Genomic DNA, 25,043 nt, shown 5'->3' on the forward strand with positions numbered 1-25,043 from the left:
GGTCATCACCAAGCCCGGCTAAATAGGTTGATGGCTATTTGGCACGACCTTCGCGCCAGGCCTGGATCAGCTTGTCGTAGTCCACGGTTTCGCCCTTGGGCTTTTCGTTCTGCAGTTTGGGCTTGGGGGAGCCGGGCTGTTTGAACCAGTAGTCCGCATCCCGCTCGGGGTTCAGTTTGGGGCCGCATTCGCCTTGGGTCTTGGACCGGGCGATGCGCTCCATGACCCGATCCATCTCGTTGGCCAGGTTGTCCATGGCCGTGTCCACGGTCACTTCGCCGGAAACCGCCTCACCGATGTTTTGCCACCAGAGCTGGGCCAGTTTGGGATAGTCCGGCACGTTGACCCCGGTGGGGGTCCAGGCCACGCGGGCCGGGCTGCGGTAGAACTCCACCAGGCCGCCCAGTTTGGGTGCCCGTTCGGTGAACGAGGCGTGGCGGATGTCACTGTCGCGGATGGGGGTCAGGCCCACATGGGCCTTTTTCAAAGAGGTGGTTTTGGCCACGCAGAACTGGGCGAAAAGCCAGGCGGCCTTGCGCCGTTCCAGGGGGGTGCTCTTCATGAAGGTCCACGAGCCGCAGTCCTGGTAGCCCAGTTTCATCCCTTCTTCCCAATAGGGGCCGTGGGGCGAGGGCGCCATGCGCCATTTGGGCGTGCCGTCTGCGTTGACCGTGGGGCCGGGTTCCACCATGTTGGGTAGAAACGAGGTGTACCAGAAGATCTGCTGCGCCACGCTGCCGCCGGCCAGAAAGGGCAGGTAGGTGTAAAAGTCCATGCCCAGGCTGCCGGGCGGCGCGTATTTACGCAGCCACTCCATGTACTTACGCAAGGCGTACTTGGCGGCCGGACCGTTGGCCGCGCCGCCGCGCGCCACGGTGGCGCCCACCGGGACGCATCCTTCCATGCGGATGCCCCATTCATCAACGGGCAGGCCGTTGGGGATGCCCACATCGCCGGCGCCTGCCATGGAGAGCCAGGCGTCGGTGAAGCGCCATCCCAAATCGGGGGCTTTCTTGCCGTAGTCGTTGTGGCCGAAAATCGCCTTGCCGTCGATTTCGCGCACGTGTTCGCTGAAGAATTCGGCGATGTCCTCGTAGGCCGACCAGTTGACCGGTACCCCCAATTCATAGCCGTAGATCTCCTTGAACTGCTTCTTGAAATCCTCCCGGCTGAACCAGTCGTAACGGAACCAATAGAGGTTGGCGAACTGCTGGTCGGGCAGCTGGTAGATTTTGCCGTCGGGTCCGGTGGTGAAGGATATGCCCATGAAGTCGTCGATGTCCAGTGTGGGCAGGGTCACGTCCTTTCCCTCGCCCTCCATGAAATCGGACAGGGGGACCACATAACCGTAGCGCGCATGGGTGCCGATCAGGTCGGAGTCGTTGATCCAGCCGTCGTAGATGTTTTGCCCCGACGCCCACTGGGTTTGCAGCTTTTCGATGACGTCCCCTTCCTGGATCAAGTCGAAGGAGATTTTGATGCCGGTGATCTCCTCGAAGGCCTTGGCCAGCACCTTGGCTTCGTATTCGTGGGTCGGGATGGTTTCGGAAACCACCTTGATGTTCATGCCCTTGTAGGGCTTGGCGGCGTTGATGAACCACTCCATCTCCTTGAGTTGTTCCTCCTTGGTCAGGGTCGACGGCTGGAACTCCGTTTCGACCCACCGCTTGGCGGCCGCCATGTCCGCCGCGACCGGAGCGGCCGCCAGGGCGAGAATGAACGTCGCCGCAATGACGAGGGGCAGTGTCTTTTTCAATCGGACTCTCATGGGGAACCTCCTTTGCGCCTTCAGGGGTGGGATGGGCATGACGGACGGGGTTCGCCGGCGTGAAGGCAGGGGCGTCGGGCGATTGTCGGCCGTCCGGATCGGGTGGCAGTGCCGGGAGCTGACGCACCGGCGGCTGTTTTCCTCCTTGGGCAAATGCATTGCATCGACTTGGTGGTGCATCGGGTGTTTTGGGCGGTGGCTGTCAACCCCACCGCATTACGGTGAAAACCCATACTGCCGATACAGGCAGTGCAATCCACAAATTCAAATCCGTGAAGCCGATCCAGACCAGATGAATGTAGGCGGTGCCCAGCAAACCGACGAAAAAGCGCGTTCCCCGGGTGGTGGGGATTCTCAGAAAACCACGGCGTACCAGGGTGGGCGATACCAACTCCCAAACGAGCATACCCATGATCAGCAGAAAGATGACGATGAAAAAGATGGCCGTAGGGACCGTCCAGTACATCCACTCGAGACCCATTTTAACGCCTCCCTATACGCGACCCAGAGCGAATCCCTTGGCCAGGTGGTTGCGCACGAACCAGATGACCAGGGCGCCCGGTACGATGGTCAGGATGCCGTTGGCGGCCAGCAGCCCCCAGTCCAGGCCGGTGGCGCTGATGGTGCGGGTCATGGTGGCCACGATGGGTTTGGCCTGGGTTACCGTAAGGGTGCGGGCGAAGAGCAGCTCGACCCAGCTGAACATGAAGCAGAAGAAGGCGGTGACGCCCACGCCGGCCCGGATCAGCGGGATGAAGATGGTGATGAAAAAGCGCGGGAAACTGTAGCCGTCGATGAAGGCGGTTTCATCGATTTCCTTGGGCACCCCGGACATGAAGCCTTCCAGAATCCACACCGCCAGGGGCACGTTGAACAGGCAGTGGGCCAGGGCCACTGCGATGTGGGTGTCGATCAGATTGAAGGTGGAATAGAGCTGAAAATAGGGCAGCAAGAAGACGGCCGGCGGTGCCATGCGGTTGGTCAGCAGCCAGAAGAACATCTGCCCGTCTCCCAGAAAACGGTAGCGCGAAAAGGCGTAGGCCGCCGGCAGGGCGCAGGCCAGGGAGATCACGGTGTTGATGGTCACGTAGATGATGGCGTTGACGTAACCCATGTACCAGCCGGAATCGGTGAAGATTTTAATGTAGTTGTTGAAGGTGATGTCCACCGGATAGAGGGAGAAGGTGCTGAGAATGTCGGCGTTGCTGCGCAGCGACATGTTGAGCATCCAGTAGATGGGCAGCACCAACAGGAAGAAATAGGCCGCCAGGGCCAAGGTGCGCTTGCGGACTCTCATGATATCTTTTCTCCTCTGCCGACGTTGAGCAGGGCCTGGTAAAAGATGAAACAGAACAACAGCACGATGAGAAAGTAGATCAGGGAGAAGGCGGCCGCCGGCCCCAAGTCGAACTGGCCGGTGGCCAGCTTGACCAGGTAGATGGACAGGAAGGTGGTGGTGTTGCCCGGCCCGCCGCCGGTCAGGGCAAAGGGTTCGGCGTAGATCAGGAAGCTGTCCATCCAGCGCAGCAGCACGGCGATGGTCAGCACGCCGCGCATTTTGGGCAGTTGGATGTAGCGAAACACCGCCCAGGCCGAGGCCCCGTCGATGCGGGCCGCCTGGTAGTAGGCTTCCGGTATGGCCCGCAACCCGGCATAACAAAGCAGGGCCACCAAGGGGGTCCAGTGCCACACCTCCATGGCCATCAGGGTGATCCAGGCGTACAGGGGGCGGGCCGTGTGGTCGAAGGGCACTTGCAGCAAGTCGAGGCTGTTGATCCAAACGCCGAACAGGCCGATGTCGGGGCGGGTGAAGATGATCCAGATGGTGCCGATCACGTTCCAGGGGATCAGCAGCGGTATGGCCAGGGTCACCAGACTGGCCGACACGCCCCACCCCTTTTTGGGCATGGCCAGGGCGATGAGGATGCCCAGGGGAATTTCAATCAGCAGCACCAGTCCGGAAAAAATGAACTGCCGCCACAGGGCATCGTGCAGCCGTTTGTCGGTCAGCATCTCTTCGTACCACTCGGTGCCCACGAAGACGGCGTTGCCCGGTCCGAAGATGTCCTGGATCGAATAGTTGACCACGGTCATCAACGGGATGATGGCGCTGAAGGCCACCACTACGAAGACCGGCAGCACCAGATACCACGCCCGATTGTCTTCCCACTTTTCCATCATCAGCCCACCAGCCTTTCGTCGGCGAACAGTCGGGTCCATTGGGGTGGAAAGCGCAGCCAGGCTTTTTCCCCAGGTACCGGGTGGGTCTCGGGAATCCGGGCCACCACCGTTTGACCGTCCAATGCCGTGGTGACGATCTTGGCGTCGCCCTGATCTTCGATGAGCCGGACCGCCACCGGTACGCCGCCGCTGACCTGCCGGCTGTGCACTTCCAGGTGCATGGGGCGGATGCCCAATTCCAGTTTGCCTCTGGCCCGGCGGCCTGCTTCGGCCGTTTCGGAATCCAGGGGAATGACGGCGCCGTTGACATGGGCCGTGTCGCCTTCCAGCCGGCAGGCGAGGAAGTTCATCCCGGGGCTGCCGATGAAGTAGCCGACGAATTTGTGTCTGGGTTGCTCGTAAAGCGCCTCGGGCGTGCCCACCTGGACCACTTCGCCTTCATACATGACCACGATGGTGTCGGCGAAGGTCATGGCCTCCACCTGATCGTGGGTCACATAGACCATGGTGGTGCGGGACCGTTCGTGGATCTCCTTGAGTTTGCGGCGCAATTGCCATTTGAGGTGGGGGTCGATGACCGTCAGCGGCTCGTCGAACAAAATGGCGGCCACATCATCGCGCACCAGGCCCCGCCCCAGGGAGATTTTCTGCTTGGCGTCGGCGCTCAGGCCCGCCGCCTTTTTGTTGATCACGCCCGTCAGATCCAGCATGTCCGCCACCTCCTTGACCCGGTGGCGGATCCGGTCGGGGGCGACGCCGCGGTTGCGCAGGGGAAAGGCCAGGTTTTCGGCCACGGTCATGGTGTCGTAAAGCACGGGGAACTGGAAGACCTGGGCGATGTTGCGCCGTTCCGGGGCCATGGCGGTCACATCCCGACCGTCGTAAAGGACTTTTCCCTGGCTCGGTACCAGCAAGCCCGAAATGATGTTGAGCATGGTGGTCTTGCCGCAACCGGATGGTCCCAACAGGGCGTAGGCCCCGCCGTCTTCCCAGGTGATGTGGATTCGCTTCAAGGCATAGTCTTGCAGCGACTGGGTGCGGGGAGCATAGCTGTGGGCCACCTCCTCCAGGTCGATCCGCGCCATGGAAGCACTCTCCTCGGTTTCGCGGTGCCCTCAGACCCGGCAGGCTTCACCGGGGGCGGCTGCCAGACGGCCCGCCGCGTCGAACACGAAAAATTGGCAGGGGTTGACGTAGACCGGCACCTCCCGCCCGATTTTCAATTGCTGCACGCCATTGTGCTGGATGACCAGCCGGTGGCCGTCGTAGACCACATGAATGAATGTTTCCGACCCATTGATTTCACTCAGCTCCACTACGGCGCGCAACTGAATGTCGTCGGCGCCGGACGGTGCGATGCACAGATGGTTGCATCGCACGCCGAAGGTGTAGTCGCTCTCCGCCAGACCCTGCATATGCTGTTGCAACGGCATGTGAATGTCTTTGCCGAGATGCGCCCGTCCCTGGTGCACCTTGCCCGGCAGAAAGTTGATCGGCGGGTCGGAGAAAATCTCCGCCACCCGGGTGGTGGCCGGTCGGCGATAGACTTGGGCCGTGGGCCCGACTTGCAGCATGCGTCCTTCGTCCAGCACCACGATGTCCCCGCCGAGCATCAGCGCTTCGGCCGGTTCGGTGGTGGTGTAGACCACGATGGCATCCCGCTGCTGGAAAATCTGTTGCAGCTCGACCCGCAACTCTTCGCGCAGCTTGTAGTCCAGGTTGACCAGCGGCTCGTCGAGCAGCAGCAGTCGGCTCTCCTTGACCAGCGCCCTGGCGATGGCCGTGCGTTGCTGCTGGCCGCCGGACAGTTCCGAGGGCAGGCGGTCGAGCAGATTGTCGATGTGCAGCATGGCCGCCGTGCGGCGCACCCTGGTGTCGATCTCCGTTTTGGGTATGCCGGCCAGCTTGAGGGGCGAGGCGATGTTGTCGTAGACGGTCAGGGAGGGGTAGTTGATGAACTGCTGGTACACCATGGCCACGCTGCGTTTGCGCACGGTCACTTTGGTGACGTCCCGGCCGTCTTCCAGCACACGACCGTGGGTCGGTTTGTCCAGACCCGCCATCAAACGCAGCAGGGAGGTTTTGCCGGCCAGGGTGCGGCCTAGGATGACGGTGCGCGAACCCGTGGCGAGTTCGAGCTGGATGTCCTTTAAATGGATTTCACGGCCGACGATTTTGTCGACCCCTTCAAGCAGCAGCCCCATTGCCGGCTCCCCGATCCGATTCTACCGCAAGGCGGCATTTCATCCCGTTCGTATCCGGTGGTGCGGGTGTGGTGGCACTTTTGCCGTAGTGCTTGGAAAGAATGGGCCGATGGTCCTGCGAAAAGGAAAACCACGCATTTCGGATTTTGTTGATCCTGTCATCTGCTACCCGCTTGAAAGCGGAGCGTGGCGCTATGTCGATACTCGCCTTTTACGACGCCATCTTAAACCATGATCATTTTATATCAACCCCATTTCTGTTTCGCAAGTGAAAAATTGTCTTTCGAAGATGAAAATCAGGGTCAAGGTTGTATTGGCTGAATACCAATGCGCAGCGGCCGCTTTGGCCCACTGTCAGGCCACGATCAAGCGCACTTCGGCGGCGGTCATGATTTCCACCAGGCTGCCGGGCGGCTGTCGGTCGGTGAAGAGGGTGTGGATTTCGGCGATGCTGCCCAGACGCACCATGGCGTTGCGGCCGAACTTGGTGTGATCGGCCGCCAGAAAGACTTTGCGCGAATTGTCGATGATGGCGCGCGCCGCGCGCACTTCGCGGTAATCGAAGTCGAGCAGGGTGCCGTCCAGATCGATGCCGCTGATACCGATGATGCCGAAATCCACTTTGAACTGCTGGATGAAGTCGATGGTGGCCTCGCCGATCAGGCCGCCGTCCCGGTGCCGCAACAGACCGCCGGCGACGATCAGTTCGAAATTTTCGTTGGCGGAAAGGATGTTGGCCACGTTCAGGTTGTTGGTGATGATCCGCAGCCGTTTGTGGTGCACCAAGGCCTGGGCGATGGCCTCGGTGGTGGTGCCGATGTTGATGAAGAGGGATGCATGGTCCGGGATCTGCTCGGCCACCCGTGCGGCGATCTGCCGCTTTTCTTGAAAGCAGATGATTTTGCGTTCCTTGTAGGCCACATTTTCCGTGCTCGAAGCGATGCCGGCACCGCCATGAAAGCGTTGGATCTCGCCCGCCTCGCTCAAGGCATTGATGTCCCGGCGAATGGTCTGGGGGGTGACCTGGAATTGGTTCGCCAGGCCTTCGATGGTCATGAAGCCGCTGGCTTGCACCAGTTGCTTGATGCGGGTGTGGCGTTCGTTGGGCGTCAGGCGGCCGGATCGTTGTGCAAGATGGTCCGGCGTCCGGGCCGGCGCCTGATCGGGATCATGGGGAGGGGCATCGGTACGGTGGGTCATCGGGCCTCCGTTGGTTTGGCGAGACGATATTCGATGTGTAATATTATGAAAATAAAACTTTCAATAATGAACATTTTCGAGGTGACAGTTGTGCATAAATTTGCTAAATATTCAATATGCGTTTGCATGTGGGTGCATGTTCGCCAATGTCAAAGAAGTAACATCCGGACGGTTCATTCACAAGCATAAACCCCCGGCGCGGGCCCTTGGCGCAAATTGATCCTGAAAGAAGGGCGATATTGCGATGCAAACCCAAGTGCTGATCATTGGTGCGGGCGTTACCGGTACCGGTTTGGCGCGTGACTTGGCCATGCGCGGCGTTGACTGCGTCGTGGTGGACAAGCAGGATGTCAACGCCGGTGCTTCGGGCGGCAACCATGGTCTCCTGCACAGCGGTGCCCGCTACATCGCCTCCGATGCGGCCGCCGCCGCTGAATGCCATGCCGAAAATCGGATTTTGAAACGGATCGCGCCCCACTGTATCGAGGCCACCGGCGGTTTGTTCGTGGCTGTCGCGGGCGATGATGAAAATTACATCACCGATTTCGCCGACGCCTGCCGTCGCTGTCGCGTTCCGGTCATGGCCGTGGAACCGAAAGACGCCCTGGAGATGGAGCCGGCCCTTTCCCGGCGGCTCATCGCCGCCTTTGCCGTGGATGACGCCACCATCGACCCCTTCAGGTTATCCCTCAACAATATGGCCGGTGCCCGGCAAGCGGGAGGGCGTTTGTTGCGCCATCACCGGGTGACCGGATTCGAGGTGCATGCCGGTCGCATTCGCCACACCCGGTTGCGCGATGAAATCACGGGGCGCGATCTTTTCGTGGCGGCCGATGTGGTGGTCAATGCCGCCGGCGCCTGGGCCGGCACGGTGGCGGGTCTCGCCGGCGCCCCGCTGCCCATGCGCTGTTCCAAGGGTACCCTGCTGGTTACTCAGAGCCGTTTGGCCTCACGGGTGATCAACCGTTTGCGCCGCCCCACGGACGGCGACATCCTGGTGCCCGGCGGCACCGTATCCGTGCTCGGCACCACCTCGGCGCGGGTGGCCGATCCCGACGGTGTCTATCCGGAGATCGATGAGGTGGATGCCATCATCGCACAGGGCGCGGCCATGATCCCCGAATTGGCGACCAGCCGCTATATCCGCGCATTTTGCGGCGTGCGGCCGTTGCCCGGCGATGGGGCGGCATTCGCCGATGGCGACGGTGACGATCGGGCCGCCAGCCGCGGTTTTCTGCTCATGGATCACCACCGGGCACCGGAACGCTTGGCCAACTTCATCACCATCACCGGCGGTAAGTTGACCACCTTCCGTTTGATGGCTGAGAAAACCGCGGACCTCGTGTGCGAGCGGCTTGGGGTGGTCGCACCCTGCCGCACCCACTGTGAACCGTTGCCCGATGCGACCACCGAACGCTGGACCCAGCCGGGGCTGGCACCCGCGGAGTGGTGGCGCCGCAAGGCCGGCGGCGATCTGTTGCTGTGCGAGTGCGAGATAGTGCCCCAGAGCACGGTGGATCAGATCGTGGCCGGCCTCGGCGCGCTGGGTGGTCGGCCGAACCTCAATGCCGTCGCCCTGCGCAGCCGCATCGGCAAGGGCCCCTGCCAGGGGACTTTCTGCAGTCAGCGGCTGGCGGCCTACCTCTATGATCGCGGCCATTTGGCGGGCGATGTGGGCATCGAGCAACTGCGGTTGTTTTTGCGTGAGCGCTGGCGCGGGCAACGGCCTTTGCTGTGGGATCTTCCCCTGGCCCAGGCCGAGTTGCTCGAGGCCATGCACTGCGGCCTCTTCGGTTTGGAACTGGACTGAAGGTCCCGTGCCGACCCAAAAACAGGGGCAATTGCGATGAACGATGAACGCTGCGATGTGGTCGTCATCGGCGCCGGCTTGACCGGGTTGGCCGCCGCGCTGTTTGCGGTGCGCCGCGGTCTGGACACGGTGCTGGTGGGGCGGACGGGCGCCCTCGGCTTTGCCAGCGGACTGTTGGACCTGCTCGGGGTGCACCCGGTGGGCGGTCACACGCCGCTTGAAGACCCCTGGCAAGGCATCACCGCTTTGCGCGCGGATCAACCGCAGCATCCCTATGCCTTGATCGATAATCCCGCCATCGAGCGGGCGTTAGGGACGGTTTTGGCTTTTCTCGCCGCCAACGGCCACCCCTACATCACCCGGCCCCATCGCAACCAGACCGTTCCGACCGCCGTCGGCACCTTGAAGACCACCTACGCGTTGCCCTGTACCATGGCGCCGGGCGCTATGGCATTGGCCCGCCGGGTCCCTTGTTTGTTGGTGGATTTCCACGGATTGAAAGGATACAGCGCCCGCCAGATCGCCGCCACCCTCGCCGGTGTCTGGCCCGGACTGACCCCGGTGCGCATCGCCTTTCCCGAAGCCCATGGGGAACTGCTTCCCGAACGGCTGGCCCGCGCCCTGGATACGGTGCCGGCGCGGGAAAAGCTGGTCGCCGCCATTGGTCCCCACCTGGGCGAAGCGGCCGCCGTGGGCCTGCCGGCGGTTTTGGGGTTTTATCACAGCCCGGCGGTCGTGGCGGAGCTGCAGCAGGGGTTGGGGGTGCCGGTTTTCGAGATTCCCACCATGCTACCGGCCGTCGGCGGTTTGCGCCTGCGGGAGCTGTTCGAAACGGCGTTGCCCGCAATGGGGGTCCGTTCCCTGTGGCAGCAATGGGTCGATGGGGCGCGACGCCTGCCGGACGGGCGATGGCGTTTCAGCGTGGCGGCGCCCTCCGGGGAACAGCACTTCACCGCCCGCGGCGCAGTGCTGTGCAGCGGCCGTTTTTTCGGCAAAGGGTTGCATGCCGATCGGCACGGTATCAGGGAACCCCTTTTCCAGCTGCCGGTGGTACAACCGCCCCATCGCGCCGATTGGCATCACAAGGATCTGCTGGCCCCTGAAGGCCATCCCATCAATCGGGCCGGGGTGGCGGTGGATGAGACCTTTCGTCCCGTGGACGGCCGGGGGCGGCTTGTTCACGACAACCTCTTCGCCGCCGGCACCCTTCTGGCCCACCAGGATTGGGTGCGCCAGAAGTGCGGCAGCGGGCTGGCCATCGCCACGGCCTACGCCGCCGTGCGGGCTTGTGCGGCTTTGATTTGAACAGCGTACCGTTCGATGCCGCTCAGCGAAGAACGATTGGCATTCAAGCCGGCCCTCGTATATGATGGCACAGCAGCCATCCCAGCTTCCGGGGGTGCATTTCCGATGGAAACTGTCCAATGTCAATGGAGGGATTATGGGAGATTACATCGGCGCCTTGGATCTTGGCACCACCAGCAACCGCTTCATCGTTTTCGATCGCCGCGGTCGTATCGTCGGAGAGTCCCAGAAGGAGCACCACCAGATTTTTCCCCAAGCCGGTTGGGTCGAGCACGACCCCATGGAGATCTGGCACAACACCCGGGAGGTGATTCGCCGCGCCCTGGCCAAAACAGGCCTGCGGGGCACCGACATCACGGCCATCGGCATCACCAACCAGCGGGAAACCACGGTAATGTGGGACAAACGCACCGGTCGCCCTTACATGAACGCCATCGTCTGGCAGTGCATGCGCACCGATGAGATGTGCCGACGGTTGACCGCCGACGGCGGGCAGGACCGTTTCCGGGAAAAGACCGGCCTGCCCGTTTCCACCTACTTCGCCGGGCCCAAGGCCCGCTGGATCCTGGACCATGTGGACGCCGCGGGGCAAGGGGTCGCGGCCGGCGATGCGCTGTTCGGCACCATCGAAACCTGGATCATCTGGTGGCTCACCGGTGGACCGGACGGCGGCGCCCATGTCACGGACGTCACCAACGCCAGCCGGACCTTGTTGATGGATGTGCACACTTTGTCCTGGGACGATGAGATTTGCGACATCATCGGCGTGCCGCCGTCCATCTTGCCGCGCATCGTGCCCTCGATCGACGTGGACACCTGGGGCACCACCCGCAAGGACGGCCCCCTGGGGGCCGAAGTGCCGGTGTGCGGGGCCTTGGGCGACCAGCAGGCCGCCCTGGTGGGCCAGGCCTGTTTCGACGTAGGTGAAGCCAAAAACACCTACGGCACCGGTTGCTTTCTGCTGCTCAACACCGGTGAAACGGCGGTGGCCAGCCGCCACGGCATGCTCACCACCGTGGCCTATCAAGTGCGCGGCCGCAAGCCGATCTACTGCCTGGAGGGGTCCATCGCCATCGCCGGCGCCCTGGTGCAGTGGCTGCGGGACAATTTGAAGTTCATCCAGCACGCCGCCGAAATCGAACCCATGGCCGCCAAGGTGCCGGACAACGGGGGCGCCTACATCGTGCCGGCCTTCTCCGGCCTCTTCGCGCCCTACTGGCGCTCCGACGCCCGGGGCGTCATGGTGGGATTGACCCGCTTCATCAACCGCAACCACATCGCCCGGGCGGTGCTGGAGGCGGTGGCCTATCAAACCTTGGATGTGGCCGAGGCCATGCAGAAGGATTCCGGCGTGGCCCTGAGCAGTTTGCGGGTGGACGGCGGCATGGTGGTCAATGAACTGCTGATGCAGTTCCAGGCTGATATCCTGGGCGTGCCGGTGATTCGTCCCAAAATCACCGAAACCACCGCCCTGGGCGCCGCGTCGGCCGCCGCCCTGGCCAGCGGCTTCGTGAGCGGCTTCGTCGAACTCAAGGCCAATTGGGCCATGGACAAAACCTGGCAGCCGCGAATGGACGCCGACCAGCGGGCCAAGGGCATCGCCGGCTGGAAGAAAGCGGTGGAGCGCACCCTCAACTGGATCGATTGACATGTCGCTTTCAACCCCCGATTTCGATTTCGCCACCGCCGGCCGGATCCTCTTCGGCGCCGGCGTGGCGGCACGCATTTCCGCCGAAGCGGCGACGATGGGGCGCCGGGCCTTGCTGGTCTGTGGCCGCCGGACGGTGCCGGCCCTGGCGTTGGGGCGGCGACTGGAAGCAGAAGGAATGAAATGGCACATCTTCTCCGTGGCGGGCGAACCGGAGGTCGAGCAGGTGTCCCAGGGCGCGCGCATGGCGCGGGACCAACGCTGCGATCTGGTGATCGGCTATGGCGGCGGCAGTGCCCTGGACGCCGCCAAGGCCATCGCCGCCCTGGCGACCAACACCCGGCCGGTGGAGACCTATCTGGAGATCATCGGTCGTGGCCGACCCTTGGACCGGGCGCCGCTGCCCTGCATCGCCGTTCCGACCACCGCCGGTACGGGCAGCGAAGTGACCCGCAACGCCGTGCTCAAAAGCCGTGATCATCAGGTCAAGGTCAGTTTGCGCAGCCCCGGCATGCTGCCCGCTGTCGCCGTAGTGGATCCGGCACTGACGGTGGATGCACCGGCCCACATCACCGCCGCCACCGGCTGTGACGCGCTCACCCAATTGCTGGAAGCCTTCGTGTCGACCAAGGCCAATGCCCTGACCGACGCATTGTGCCGGGAGGCGCTGGGTCGGGCGGCGCGGGCCCTGCCGCGGGTCGTGGCCCGGGGGGATGACCTGGCGGCCCGCACCGAGATGTCCCTGGCCGCGTTGTTCAGCGGTCTGGCCCTGGCCAACGGCGGACTGGGCGCGGTGCACGGCATCGCCGGACCGTTGGGCGGCATGATCGAGGCCCCCCACGGCGCCCTGTGCGCAAGGCTGTTGCCTGCGGCGGTGGCCGTCAACCTGGAGGCCCTTGCCCGCCGGCAACCGGACGGCCCTGCACTGGCACGTTTCGACGAGGCCGCGCAGCGCATGCTCGGTCGTACCGACGCCGGCGGCGTGGATCTGGTGGCCTGGCTGGAACAACTATCCTCCCAATTGCAAATTCCATCCCTGCGCCACTGGGGATTCACATCCGAAGCCGTGCCGGCGCTGGTTGCCAAGGCCAAGGCCGCCAGCAGCATGAAAGGCAACCCGATCCCGCTGAGCGAAGAAGAACTCGCCAAGATCGTATCCCAGGCAATGTAGTGGGGGACGAAAAGGGGGACGGGTGGGGGACGTTCATGAAAATATGAATTTTCCTTGCGCGATAGTTGCTGTGCAAGCAGATGAAACGGAAAATTCATATTTTCATGAACGTCCCCCTTTTGCGTCCCCCTTTTGTCAGCGCAGGTATTTGTCGCGCAGGGCGGCGGCCATTTGATTGACGGCGGCGAAGGCGCGTTCCACGGTGCGCTCTTTGTCGGGGTTGACCAGGCAGCAGGTGGCGGGGGATAGCATGCCTTGGGCGATGGTCCGGTCCCGGTCGACCCCCTTGGCCCACACGGTCTGCCAAACGGTCTCCAGACGCTGGATCAGGGTGGGGATCTCTTCCTGGGCGAAGGCTTCGAAGCCGGTGGGCACGATACCCCACACGATGATGCCGCCGCGGTCGAGAAAGCGGCCAATGGCGGGGGCGTAGGAGGCGAAGATCTCCGCGTTGGTGTAGACGTCCAGCGAGAGTACTTCCAGGTCCAGGTTGAGCAGGAAATCCCAGTCCGGATTGCCGCAGAGGTGGATGCCCCGGGGACGGTCCACCTGGGAGAAGAATTGGTCCAAGTCCCCTTTGGCCTTGATGTCGCCGTAACCCGCCATGGCGGAGAAGAGAAACTGCAGGCCCGGTTCGTCGACGAACATGAAGGCGTTGGAATTGAGCTGCCGCAGTCGCGCCAGTTGGACGTTCAGGCGCTGGGCCATGAAGTCGAGCATGAAGGGCCGCACAGTGTCGTCGAAGAGAATGGGCCGCTCGTCCTGGTCGAGCACATTGAAGCCGAAGCTGATGGGGCCTTCGAGTTGACCGCGGATGGCGGGCCGCTCGGAAAGGTCCAGCTCGAGGAACCGGTGGTATAAGGCCGAGTAGGTGGTACTGATGTCGAACATTTCGGGATCGCCGAAACGGGACAGCACGCCTTCCAGTTCTTCGGCGAATTTGTCCATGGAGAAGCGCAGGGTGCGTTTCTTCATGTCCAGCACGATGCCCGGAAAGTGTTCGGCGGCCTGGACATACATGTCTTCGTAGTAGTTGTAGTTGGGCAACTGGGGCCAGAAAGGCACATCCAGGGAGAGGGCCGTTTCCAGGGCGCGCTCCACATCGGTGTGCGGCATGACCGCCATGGCGGTGGTCAGCAGGTTGCCGGGGATGGGGTTGTCCATTCAGTTCCTTTTCCGCGCGGGCGTGACCTGCGCTATCATTTCAAAGGATTTCCTTCTCTTCGCCGCCGAAGTAGCGCATGAACTGCACCCGCTCGTAAACAGCGGGATTGTCGGCGGCATCCTGGCTCAATTTGCCGCGGAAATCGGCTACCCTTGCATACTTATGGCGCAGCATCCAACTTTGCAGATCGCTGCGCATGGCGCTGATCTGTTCCGGTCCGTTGCGATAGAGACTGGAGGCCACCTGCACGGCCGCGGCGCCGGCCAGCAGTTGCTTGATCACCGCGGCGCCATCGTGCACGCCGGTGGAGGCGGCCAGGTCGCAATCCACCTTCTTTGCCATGATGGCGATCCAGCGTAGCGAAACGGTCAGCTCGGCCGGCGTGCTGAACACGAAAGAGGGTTTGATTTCAAGCTTTTCGATGTCGATGTCCGGGCTGAAGAAGCGGTTGAACAAAACGAGCCCGGCCACGCCTGTGCGGGAGAGCCGCTGGATCGTTTGGGCCAGGTTGGAGAAATAGTAGCTGATTTTCAAGGCCACCGGGATGGATACCGTCTTGAGCAGTTTTTCGATGATGGCGAAGTAGATCTGTTCCTGCTCCTGGCCGGAGCGCGCCAGATCCGAAGGCATGAAGAACATGTTCAGTTCGATGGCATCCGCACCGGCTTCCTGGATCATGCGGGCAAAAGCGGTCCATTCGTGGGAATAGACGCAATTGATACTGGCGATCACGGGGATCTCCACCCGGCTTTTGGCCGATTTGATCAGCTGGAGATAGTGCTCCAGCTTCTTGCCCCGCAGGTGGAAATCATAGTAGTCGAACTGATCCAAGGGCACTTTTTCCGCCGCCGCCTCCTTGAGCACCGCCTCGTGCTCGTGGGCGATCTCCTCTTCGAAGATCGACTTCAGCACCACGGCGCCGGCACCGGCCCGAGCCACCCGCTCGATCTTTTCCACCGATCCGGTCCACCCGGAGCTGCCGGCGATGATGGGATTGTTCAGGTGCAGGCCAAGATAACGTGTCGACAGGTCCATCGGATTCTCCTTTCTGAAAATCCCTGAAGTGTATTACGCTTTTCTCACCCTTACGACCACTTTGCCTTTGACCTTTCGGTCCATCAACCGTTTCATGGCCTCGGGTATCTGCGCCAGGTCAATGGTCGAATCGATGACCGGTGCGATTTTGCCTTCCGTGAACCAGCGGGCCATGGTTGCCAGGTTGCGCCGCTGACCCTCCACGTCGCGGGCCGCCCAGGCGCCCCAGAAGACGCCGACGATGGACCTTTCGCTGAGCAGAGCGTAGTTGAGCGGGATGCGCGGTATGTCGCCGGCGGCAAAACCGACCACCAGCAGTCGCCCGCCCCATGCGGTGGCGCGGAAGGCCGTCATGGAGTATTCACCGCCCACCGGATCGAAGATTACGTCGGCGCCCCGGCCGTCGGTCAGTTCCAGGGTGCGTTTGCGCAGATCTTCCGAGTTGTAATTGATGGTGAGGTCGGCCCCTTTCTCCCGGCAAAGGGCCAGTTTTTCATCGGTGGAAGCCGCCGCGATCACCCGCGCGCCCATGGCCTTGGCCACTTCGATGGCGGCGATGCCCACACCGCCGGCGGCGCCCAGCACCAGCACGGTTTCACCGGGCTGCAGTCGGCCGCACTCCTGAAAGGCATGAATGGCGGTGGAATAGGTGATGCCGAAGGCCGCGGCAGCGTCGAAGGTCATGCCGGCCGGCATGGGCACAATCTTGTCCCGAGGCGCCAGGCACATTTCGGCAAAGGCGCCGTGGCCGGAGAAGGCGATCACCTTGTCGCCAGGCGCCACATGGGTGATGTTGGTTCCGACTTCGCGCACGATACCGGCCAGATCCATGCCCGGACTGAAGGGCAGCGGCGGTTTGAACTGGTAGCGCCCCTCGACCATCAGGGCGTCGGGAAAGTTCAGCGAGGCACTGTGGACTTCGATCAACACCTGATCGTCGTCCGGCGGCCGCAGCTCAATCTCTTCCACGGCACAATTGTCGACAGGTCCGAATTCGGTGCACACAAACGCTTTCATGGCTGCTCCTTACTGCGGGATTCATTGTCCGGTCCGGCCGGCTTGGCGATTCAGCATGGCCATCAGAACCATGGCCAGCAGGCCGAAAAGCACGAAAACCGAGAACCCCTGCGGGTATCCCGCCGGGCCGCTGATCTTGACGAACAACCCCATGGCCAGAGGGATGACGAACCCGCCGAAGGCGCCCAGGCCGCCCACGATGCCGGCCGCGCCGCCCACCGCCGCCGGGGTGTACTTGGGCACCAGTTTGAAAACCGCCGCATTGGCGAACCCCATTCCCAGGGCCAGCGACATGGCGCCGGCGATGGCGATGGAGCGAAGGGGGCCGGCCAGCAGCACCAGCAGGGCCCCGAGGGCCACGACGGCGAAGGCGGCCATGGTCACCCGTTCGCCGCCCCATCGGTCGGCGGCGAACCCTCCCACCACCCGCAACAAGCTGGTGGAGAGGGAGTAGAGGGCGGTCAAGCCGCCGGCGGCCACCATGCCCATGCCGAAATGTTCGGCCCAGTAAGTGGGGAACCACACTGTCAGGGCGATGAAGCCGCCGAAGGAGATGAAATAGAGCAGCGTCAGCACCCAGGTGCGGTAATCGCCGGCCGCCTTGCGCAGCGATTGCCGTGCGGTTCCCGTGGGCATCAGCTCCTGGCCGCAGGCGTGCAGCAACGCGTCCGGATCGATCTCGATGCCCATTTCGCGGTACTGAAAGTAAGGCGCATCCCGCATAAAGGCAAACAACAATATCATCAGCAGCACGATGGCGGCGAACCAGAGCACATAGGCCAAGGAAAAACCGAGCCGGATCACCAGAAACGGGAGCAGCAGGGCGAACAGGCCGGGGGCCAGGTTGCCCAGGCCCGCGTAGACGGCCAGCGCCGATCCCTGCCGTTTTTGCGGATACCAGTAAGAAACGCTGGGCACGCCCACGGAGAAGGTGGCGATGCCGCTGCCGCACAACACGCCGAAGAATAGAAAAAGGGGGTAGTGGGCGGGCGACGGTTGCGGATAAAGGTGGAACATCAGGGTGATGCCGGCGATGCCGGCCGCCGCCAAACCCAGCAGCAAAAGTACGGGTTTCTTGCCGCCCACGCGGTCCACCACGGCGCCGAAGGGAATGCGCAGCAGGGAGCCGCTCAAGGCCGGACTGGCGGCCAGCAATCCCATCAGCAGGGGGCTCAAGGCCAGACCCTCCTTGAGTTGGGAGACGATGGGGCCGAAGGCCGAAACGCCGGCAAAGCCCCCGAAAAAGGCCAGGCTGCTCCACACCAGGGCGGCGCCGCGGGTTGACCGGGCCTGACACACATTTACCATGTCGTTCATGGCGACACTCCTATGGGCTTGGTTCTGTGACCCGGCGCCTCGATCAGATCCGGCGTGCGTCCGGCGTTGCCCGCGCCGGCGCAACATGACGCCGGAAGAGCACCCGGCGCCGGAACAGGTAGAAAACCGGCGCGCTCCAGATGTGCACCAGGCGGCTGAAGGGCGAGAAGGCCAGCAGGGCCCAGGCGGCGGTCACGTGCAGTTGGAAGCTGATGGGCACGCCCTGCATGAGGGCGGCATCGGGGGTGAAGGTGACGATGCCCCGGATCCAGGGGGCCACGGTGTACAGTACGTTGTGGTCGCCGAACAGCACATTGAAAAGCCCGGTGGTGATGACGAACAAAAGCCCGAAGACGGTGATCGTGTCGTTGATGGTGCTGACCGCCCGCACCCGTGGGTGGGTCAAACGGCGCCACAGCAGCAGCACAATGCCGACAAAGGCGGCGATGCCCACGGCCAGGCCGCTCCAGTGGGCGATGGCCAGGTGGGCCTGGTCGTCGATGCCCACCAGGTCAAAGTACCGCTGGGGAACCAACATGCCGCCGGCGTGACCGAAGAAGGTGAGGATGATGCCCCAGTGAAAGATCACCGAGCCGGCGAAGAGGGATCGCTTCTCCAGAAACTCGCTGGAGCGGGCGTTCCAGTGGTAGCGGTCGGTGATGTAGCGATAGCTGTGTCCCAGCACGAAGGTGGCCAGGCACATATAGGGAAACACGGTGAACGCGAGAATGTGGGCCAGGTCCATGGTAGCCTCCTTATTGGGTGGCGCGGGCCAGTGACCGGAGCAACGCGGCGTATGCCGGCGCCGTTTGCGCAAGCGGCCCGGCGATCTGTTCCAGGCTTGCCAGGCACTCCTTGATTTCGCCGTCTGTACCGGCTTGCGGGCATAGCGACAAGAATTCCAACACCAACGGCAGGTAGTCGGGCAGATCCCCCGTGGTGCGCTCCCAGCCGGCCTGTTCGTATTGCCGCTGCAGCCGCGCCAGGGCGGCGGCCCGCTTTTCGTTGTCGCCATATCGGTGCCAGGTCAGGTTCAGGGGGGTGGATGGGTCCAGGTCGAAGGCGCTGGTGTACTCGGTTTGCAGGGACAGCAGGGAATTGTTCGTTAAATGGTTGAGGAACCCGTCGATGCTCTTCCGCAGGTCATCATGCGCCAGGCGGGCGGCGGCTTGACGCATATGGGGCACCTCGGCCAGCAGTTCATCGTCCGGGTAGTGCAACAGGGCGGATACCAAACTCAAGGCTTCGGCAGGCAAGGCAGTGGTCATGGGGGGCCTCCTTTCCGGGCTACATGGCGTCGCCGAAGCCGCAGGTGCCCTGGCGCTTGTATATACCGGCGTCTCCCGCCGGCGCAGTGGGCAGCACAAATCGGTCGTCCAGGCGCGCCAGGGCCAGCAGATGGTAGATCCGGTCGGCCGTGGGCAGGTCGAGGCCGACCTTGTCCAGCACTTGGGTGTCCGCGGTTTGTCCCAACCGCAGGGAGCGCATGTATTGCCGCACAGCCATCAGCCGGGAGAGGGCCAGGCGCACGGGCACTTCATCGCCGGCGGTGAGTAAATTGGCCAGGTAGGTGATGGGGATGCGCATGCGGTCGACCTGGTCCACCTGATCCTGCGCGTCGGTCGTGTCGGCCTGGACGCTGACCGGGCTCAGGGGCGGCACGTACCACACCATGGGCAGGGTGCGGAATTCCGGGTGCAAGGGCAGGGCCAGGCGCCACCGGCAGATCAGGGCGTGGACCGGCGAGCGTCGGGCGGCGGCCAGCACATTGTCGGCCAGACCCTGGGCCTTGGCGGCGCGCCGCACTTCGGGATCTTCGGGGTCCAGTAGCATCTCCATTTGCGCCGGGTAAACTGCTTGGTCGGTTGGGGCCGCGGCGGCCTGGGCAATGCGTTCCGCATCGTAGAGCAGCACGCCCACATAGCGGATGCGGCCCACGCAGCTGTGGGCGCACAGGGTGGTCTGTCCGGCTTCGGTGCGCGGATAGCAGAAAAGGCACTTTTCGGCCCGGCCGGTGTGCCAGTTGAAGTAGACCTTCTTGTACGGGCAGCCGGAGACGCAGTAGCGCCAGCCCCGGCAGCGCTCCTGGTCCACCAGCACGATGCCGTCCTCTTCGCGTTTGTAGAGGGCGCCGGAGGGGCAGGAGGCCACGCAGGCCGGGTTGAGGCAGTGTTCGCACAACCGCGGCAGCCAGAACATGAACACGTTGCGGAACTGCAGGTAGGTGGCGACTTCCAGGTTTTTGAAGTTGACGTCGCCGCCGCCGGTGGTGGCCAGACCGGCCAGGTCGTCCTCCCAGTTGGGGCCCCATTGCAGATCCAGGGGTTCGCCGGTGAGCTGGGAGCGGGGCCGGATGGCGGGCTGGTGTTGGCGCGCCGGGCTTTCGATCAGCTTGGCGTAGTCGTAGTCCCACGGCTCGTAGTACTGGTCGATGGTGGGCAGGTCGGGGTTGTGGAAGATGTTCAGGGTTTTGTGCACCCGGCCGCCGGCCGCCAGTTGCAGACCCTTTTCACCAAGGGTCCAGCCGCCCCGGTGAATCTGCTGGTTCTCCCACTTGCGCGGATAACCGATGCCGGGTTTGCACTCCACATTGTTGAACCACATGTACTCGGCGCCTTTGCGGTTGGTCCAGACGTTGTTGCACGGCAGGCTGCAGGTGTGGCAGCCGATGCATTTGTCCAGATTCAACACCATGGCGTATTGGGCTTTAATCTTCATACCACTGCACCTCCCCGGCCTTGCGGACCACGATCATCTCGTCGCGCTGGGCGCCGATGGGTCCGTAGTAGTTGAATCCGTAGCTGAACTGGGCATAGCCGCCGATCATGTGGGTGGGTTTGACCATCACCCGGGTGACGCTGTTGTGGGTGCCGCCGCGTTTGCCGGAGCGCTTGGACCCCGGCGTGCTGATCAGCCGCTCCTGGGCGTGGTACATGAAGGCCTTGCCCGGCGGGATGCGCGGGCTGACCACGGCCTTGGCCATCACAACGCCGTTGAGATTGAAGCACTCCAGCCAGTCGTTGTCCTGGATGTCGATGGTGCGGGCGTCCGCGTCGTTGATCCAGATGGCCTCGCCGCCGCGGAACAGGGTCAGCATGGGCAGGGTGTCGGAGTAGGTGCTGTGGATCGACCACTTGGAGTGGGGGGTGAGGTAGTTGAGCACCAGCTCCTTGCCCGGTTCGCGCGCCATCCGGGTGGATGCCAGGGCCTGGAGGTCCAGCGGCGGCCGGTAGAGGGGCAGCTGCTCGCCGAAATCGCGCATCCAGGGGTGGTCCTGGTAGAACTGGGCGCGGCCGGTTAGGGTCCGGAAGGGCACTTTTTCTTCGATATTGATCACGAAGGGCGAATAGCGGCGCTCTTCCGACTCGATGCCGCTCCAGACCGGGGAGGTGATGATTTTGCGCGGCTGGGCGGTCAGGTCGTCGAAACGGAAGCGCTCGCCGCGGCGGGCTTCACTCAAATGGCGCAGGGCGAGGCCGGTGCGCTTCTCAAGGGCGGCCCAGGACTTGTACGCCGTTTCGCCATTGGTCTCCGGCGCCAGCATCAGAATGGTCTCGGCCACCTGTTTGCCGGTCTCAAGAGATGGCCTTCCCTGTGAAATGCCCGGTTCCGCCACGGTGCCCAGCAGTTTTTGCAGCGCCTCGGTCTCTTCTTTGGCCGGCCACATGATGCCTTTGGAACCGACCCCCACGTCGGCGGCCAGCGGCCCCAGCGCGGTCATCATCTTGTAGGTGTTGGGAAAGTCGCGGGTGACCACCGTCATGGCGGGCATGGTGCGGCCGGGTACGGGATCGCACTGGCCCTTGCGCCAATCCAGCACTTCGGACTGGGCGATTTCACCGGGGCTGTCGTGCAGCAGCGGCGTTGCCACCAGATCTTTCATACTCCCCAGGTGTTCGACGGCCAGGGCGGAGAACTTCTCGGCGATGGTCTTGAACTGCTCCCAGTTGGTGCGGGTCTCCCAGGGCGGGTCGATGGCCGGGTTGAAGGGGTGGATGAACGGGTGCATGTCGGTGGTGTTCAGATCGTGCATTTCGTACCAGCCGGCCGCCGGCAGGGCGATGTCGGCGTACATGGCGCTGGTGGACATGCGCAGTTCCAGGGTCACCAGCAGATCCAGTTTGCCCTCGGGGGCCGGCTCGCGCCACTCGATCTCCTGCGGACGCAGCGCGCCGTCGGTGTTGAATACCGCATGATCGGTGCCCAGCAGATGTTTGAGAAAATATTCGTGGCCCTTGGCGCTGGCCCCCAGCAGGTTGGCGCGCCAGAGAAACAGCAAACGGGGGAAGTTGGCCGGGTGGTCGGGGTCTTCCGCCGCGAAACGCAGCTCGCCTTTTTTGAGTTCTGCCACGGCGTGGGCGATGATCTGTTCATCGCTTGCGGCGCCTTGGGCCACGGCCTCCCGAACCAATTCGAGGGGGTTGTGGTTGAACTGGGGATAGGAGGGCAGCCAGCCCAGGCGGGCGGCGATGACGTTGTAATCGGCCAGATGGGTGGCCGGGGGCGATTCGGCCAGGGGGGAGCGCAGCGCTTCGGGCTTCAAGGTGTCATAGCGCCACTGGTCGCTGGCGAAGTAGTAAAAAGAGGTACCGTTCTGCTGGCGGGGCGGTCGGCGCCAGTCCAGGCCGAAGGCCACCTGGGACCAGGCCGCCTGGGGTCGTACTTTCTCCTGGCCCACATAGTGGGCCCAGCCGCCGCCGTTGACCCCCTGGCAGCCGCACAGGGTGGTCAGGTTGATGATGGCGCGGTAGATCATGTCGCTGTGAAACCAGTGATTGGTGCCGGCGCCCAGGAAAATTATGGATTTTCCGCGGGTCTGCTCGGCATTGGCGGCGAACTCCCGTGCCACCCGGATGGCATCGGCCCGGGGCACGCCGGTGATCGCCTCTTGCCAGGCGGGGGTGTAGGGACGGGGGTCGTTGTAATCGGCCGGGTCATCGGCGGCGGCTTCAGGTGCGCCTGGATGCCGGACCCCCAGATGGGCGGCCATCAGATCGAACACCGTGGTCACCTGCAATGCGCCGGTGGGGGTGTTGATGGAGAGGATCGGTACCCGGCCTTGGCGGATGCCGGCCCCGTCGACGGCAAACAGGGTGAAGGACGCGTCGGCCCAGCCGTCGGCCGTTTCGGCCAGGCTCAGCAGCGGGTCGATGCGTCGACCGTTTTCTTCCAGCTTGAGATTCCAGCGCCCCTCCTCGCTCCAGCGGAACCCGATGCTGCCGTTGGGCACTTGCAAAGACCGGTCCCGGGCGTCGCACACCACCGTTTTCCATGCGGCGTTCGGGGTCTCCAGGCCAAGGTCCGCGGCCCGCAGGAAGCGGCCCGGCACATGGCTGTCCGCGCTGGGCGTCAGCACCACCAGGAAGGGCAGGTCGGTGTACTGCCGGGCGTACTCCATGAAATAGGGCACCTGGCGCTCGATATAGAACTCCTTGACGATCACGTGGGTCATGGCCATGGCCAGGGCCGCGTCGGTGCCCGCCTTGGCCGGCAGCCAGGTGTCGGCGAACTTGACGTACTCGGCGTAGTCGGGCGCCACGGCCGCCACCCGGGCGCCCCGGTAACGGGCCTCGGTGTAGAAATGGGCGTCGGGGGTGCGGGTCATGGGCAGGTTGGTGCCCCAGACGATGAAGTAGGCGGATTCGTACCAGTCGGCGCTTTCGGGCACGTCGGTCTGCTCGCCCCAGATCTGGGGCGAGGCCGGCGGCAGGTCGCAGTACCAGTCATAGAAGCTGAGCATGGCGCCGCCGATCAGGGAGAGAAAGCGGGCACCGGCGGCATAGCACACCATGGACATGGCCGGAATGGGCGTGAAGCCGAAGATGCGGTCCGGGCCGTGGGTTTTGATGGTGTGCACTAGGGCCGCGGCGATCAGAGCGGCCGCCTGGTCCCAGGAGACGCGCACGAAGCTCCCCTTGCCGCGTGCCTTCTGAAACCGGCGTCGTTTGGCGTCGTCGCCCACGATGCCCGCCCAGGCGGTGACCGGATCCTCGCCCCTGTCAAGAGCGGTCTGCCACATCTCCATCAGACCGGCGCGCACCAGGGGGTGTTTGAGCCGCACCGGGCTGTAGGTGTACCACGAGTAGGTGGCCCCGCGGGGGCAGCCCCGCGGCTCGTGGTTGGGGAACCCCTCGCCGCAGGCCGGATAGTCCGTGGCCTGGGTTTCCCAGACCAGGATGCCGTCTTTCACATAGACATCCCAGGAGCAGGAGCCGGTGCAGTTGACGCCGTGGGTGGAGCGCACCTTCTTGTCATACTGCCAGCGGCGGCGGTACAAGTCCTCCCACTCGCGTTGGCCGCAGCGGGTTTCGGACCAGCCGTCGGCGCTTTTTTCCTCCTGGCACCCATGCTGCGATCCGCGCGGTCGAAAGAAACGCAATCGCTGCAACCATCCATTGGTCATGAGACACCTCCCGGTCAGGCAAAGGGAAACGAAAGATTGGTGCACAAAATTGCGAAAAATGCGGGCCTTGGAGATAGGATATGCGCCATTCTAAAACAACGCATTGACTTAAGTCAAAAATTAAGCCTTGCATTCATCGGCACCGCTTGTTAAGCGAATATGCAATTGTAAATGTTTCCGCTGTTCATTCCCTTTCTGCGGAAGCATTGGTGCGGCACCGGAACTGGCTTCCCCCACCACAGGGGTCCGGCGCCGCCAGGACACGCTGGGACATAACAAATCGAAGAAAGATGCAATCCATTTTGAATCCGAAGTGGACGTTTGCCGTTTACCTGCTTGCACTCTTGTTGGGATGCCATGCCATGACTGCAGATCAATCTCCGGCAGGGCCGCCGGGTGCCGATGACGCCGGTTCCGGCGAAACGTCGCCGCCCATCTCGATCCAGGTGGTGCGTTCCCGCCCCGTTCAATTGACGCCTCCCCTGGATTACCCGTCTCGATTGCAACCGGGAGATGAGCTGACCATCCCGCTGTTCGACGGCGAGGTGTGCCGTGCGACCATCCGGAGGGTGGCCGCCGATGTCCGGTCAAGCGTGACGGTCACCGCCGATGTGCGGCAGCCTTCTCCCGGGACCCTGGTGGCTGCCACCACCGACGGCCGTTCCCTGATTCAGATTGATCTGCCCGGGGAGGACAGGCGATATCGCATCGTCTTCGATGAAGGGATCGCCGGGTACCGGCTCGACGAGCTGGCGGTGGAAGTGCTGCCCGGCGGTCCAGCGGATCCACTGATTCCCCCCGCTTCGGATCCATAGGGGG

20 protein-coding genes are annotated in these 25,043 nt (G+C 63.3%); 5 read left to right on the forward strand and 15 right to left on the reverse strand.

Going from position 1 to position 25,043, the window contains the following annotated elements; translation table 11 throughout:
- Window positions 1–34 precede the first annotated feature (34 nt).
- From MRX98_RS14030 to MRX98_RS14060, 7 genes are all read right to left on the reverse strand, one after another.
- Window positions 35–1,768, reverse strand: coding sequence for an ABC transporter substrate-binding protein (locus MRX98_RS14030; RefSeq protein ID WP_246910473.1), 1,734 nt, complete (start codon window positions 1,766–1,768; stop codon window positions 35–37).
- A 202-nt stretch (window positions 1,769–1,970) separates the two neighbouring features.
- A complete protein-coding gene (locus tag MRX98_RS14035; protein WP_246910477.1) occupies window positions 1,971–2,249 on the reverse strand; it encodes a DUF2160 domain-containing protein in 279 nt (92 codons plus the stop codon).
- 12 nt (window positions 2,250–2,261) lie between these two features.
- Window positions 2,262–3,065 (reverse strand): carbohydrate ABC transporter permease, encoded by an 804-nt coding sequence (locus MRX98_RS14040; protein ID WP_246910480.1) that lies wholly within the window; start codon window positions 3,063–3,065, stop codon window positions 2,262–2,264.
- The gene (locus MRX98_RS14045; protein WP_246910483.1) at window positions 3,062–3,949 is read right to left on the reverse strand and encodes a carbohydrate ABC transporter permease; all 888 of its coding nucleotides are present in this window, start codon (window positions 3,947–3,949) and stop codon (window positions 3,062–3,064) included. The genes MRX98_RS14040 and MRX98_RS14045 overlap by 4 nt, the downstream gene beginning before the upstream one ends.
- On the reverse strand, window positions 3,949–5,034 hold the full coding sequence (locus tag MRX98_RS14050; protein ID WP_246910485.1) for an ABC transporter ATP-binding protein: 1,086 nt from the start codon (window positions 5,032–5,034) through the stop codon (window positions 3,949–3,951). The genes MRX98_RS14045 and MRX98_RS14050 overlap by 1 nt, the downstream gene beginning before the upstream one ends.
- A gap of 30 nt (window positions 5,035–5,064) precedes the next feature.
- Window positions 5,065–6,153, reverse strand: coding sequence for an ABC transporter ATP-binding protein (locus tag MRX98_RS14055; RefSeq protein ID WP_246910500.1), 1,089 nt, complete (start codon window positions 6,151–6,153; stop codon window positions 5,065–5,067).
- Window positions 6,154–6,507: 354 nt separating this feature from the next.
- Window positions 6,508–7,353, reverse strand: coding sequence for a DeoR/GlpR family transcriptional regulator (locus tag MRX98_RS14060; protein WP_281432359.1), 846 nt, complete (start codon window positions 7,351–7,353; stop codon window positions 6,508–6,510).
- A gap of 244 nt (window positions 7,354–7,597) precedes the next feature.
- Here MRX98_RS14060 and MRX98_RS14065 point away from each other — a divergent pair, with 244 nt between their 5' ends.
- From MRX98_RS14065 to MRX98_RS14080, 4 genes are all read left to right on the forward strand, one after another.
- Complete coding sequence (locus tag MRX98_RS14065) at window positions 7,598–9,163, forward strand: FAD-dependent oxidoreductase (protein ID WP_246910528.1); 1,566 nt, start codon at window positions 7,598–7,600, stop codon at window positions 9,161–9,163.
- Between the two features lie 36 nt (window positions 9,164–9,199).
- The gene (gene glpB, locus MRX98_RS14070) at window positions 9,200–10,468 is read left to right on the forward strand and encodes a glycerol-3-phosphate dehydrogenase subunit GlpB (protein WP_246910531.1); all 1,269 of its coding nucleotides are present in this window, start codon (window positions 9,200–9,202) and stop codon (window positions 10,466–10,468) included.
- A gap of 136 nt (window positions 10,469–10,604) precedes the next feature.
- Window positions 10,605–12,116, forward strand: a complete 1,512-nt coding sequence (glpK, locus tag MRX98_RS14075) for a glycerol kinase GlpK (protein WP_246910559.1) — start codon at window positions 10,605–10,607, stop codon at window positions 12,114–12,116.
- Window position 12,117: 1 nt separating this feature from the next.
- Entirely contained in the window at window positions 12,118–13,287 is a 1,170-nt protein-coding gene (locus MRX98_RS14080) for an iron-containing alcohol dehydrogenase (protein ID WP_246910562.1), read from the forward strand.
- Window positions 13,288–13,422: 135 nt separating this feature from the next.
- Here the strand turns inward: MRX98_RS14080 and MRX98_RS14085 are convergent, their stop codons facing one another.
- From MRX98_RS14085 to MRX98_RS14120, 8 genes are read right to left on the reverse strand one after another with little or no spacing between them, the layout of a single operon-like run.
- A complete protein-coding gene (locus tag MRX98_RS14085; protein WP_246910565.1) occupies window positions 13,423–14,451 on the reverse strand; it encodes a uroporphyrinogen decarboxylase/cobalamine-independent methonine synthase family protein in 1,029 nt (342 codons plus the stop codon).
- 40 nt (window positions 14,452–14,491) lie between these two features.
- Window positions 14,492–15,487: a dihydroorotate dehydrogenase-like protein gene (locus tag MRX98_RS14090; RefSeq protein WP_246910568.1), complete on the reverse strand. Its 996-nt coding sequence runs from the start codon at window positions 15,485–15,487 to the stop codon at window positions 14,492–14,494.
- Between the two features lie 33 nt (window positions 15,488–15,520).
- On the reverse strand, window positions 15,521–16,504 hold the full coding sequence (locus MRX98_RS14095; protein WP_246910582.1) for an NADPH:quinone oxidoreductase family protein: 984 nt from the start codon (window positions 16,502–16,504) through the stop codon (window positions 15,521–15,523).
- A gap of 21 nt (window positions 16,505–16,525) precedes the next feature.
- The gene (locus MRX98_RS14100) at window positions 16,526–17,821 is read right to left on the reverse strand and encodes an MFS transporter (protein WP_246910610.1); all 1,296 of its coding nucleotides are present in this window, start codon (window positions 17,819–17,821) and stop codon (window positions 16,526–16,528) included.
- 43 nt (window positions 17,822–17,864) lie between these two features.
- Entirely contained in the window at window positions 17,865–18,566 is a 702-nt protein-coding gene (gene narI / locus MRX98_RS14105) for a respiratory nitrate reductase subunit gamma (protein WP_246910613.1), read from the reverse strand.
- 10 nt (window positions 18,567–18,576) lie between these two features.
- Window positions 18,577–19,089 carry a nitrate reductase molybdenum cofactor assembly chaperone gene (gene narJ / locus MRX98_RS14110; RefSeq protein ID WP_246910616.1) on the reverse strand — a complete coding sequence of 171 codons (513 nt, stop codon included), beginning with the start codon at window positions 19,087–19,089 and terminating at the stop codon, window positions 18,577–18,579.
- 19 nt (window positions 19,090–19,108) lie between these two features.
- Window positions 19,109–20,539: a nitrate reductase subunit beta gene (gene narH, locus MRX98_RS14115; RefSeq protein WP_246910619.1), complete on the reverse strand. Its 1,431-nt coding sequence runs from the start codon at window positions 20,537–20,539 to the stop codon at window positions 19,109–19,111.
- Entirely contained in the window at window positions 20,529–24,224 is a 3,696-nt protein-coding gene (locus MRX98_RS14120) for a nitrate reductase subunit alpha (RefSeq protein WP_246910621.1), read from the reverse strand. Before MRX98_RS14120 ends, narH begins: the two co-directional genes overlap by 11 nt.
- A 362-nt stretch (window positions 24,225–24,586) precedes the next feature.
- Here MRX98_RS14120 and MRX98_RS14125 point away from each other — a divergent pair, with 362 nt between their 5' ends.
- Complete coding sequence (locus MRX98_RS14125) at window positions 24,587–25,039, forward strand: hypothetical protein (RefSeq protein WP_246910624.1); 453 nt, start codon at window positions 24,587–24,589, stop codon at window positions 25,037–25,039.
- The last annotated feature ends 4 nt before the right edge of the window (window positions 25,040–25,043 follow it).

Origin of the sequence: Desulfatitalea alkaliphila (assembly GCF_022968795.1) — a bacterium.
GTDB lineage: Bacteria > Desulfobacterota > Desulfobacteria > Desulfobacterales > Desulfosarcinaceae > Desulfatitalea > Desulfatitalea alkaliphila.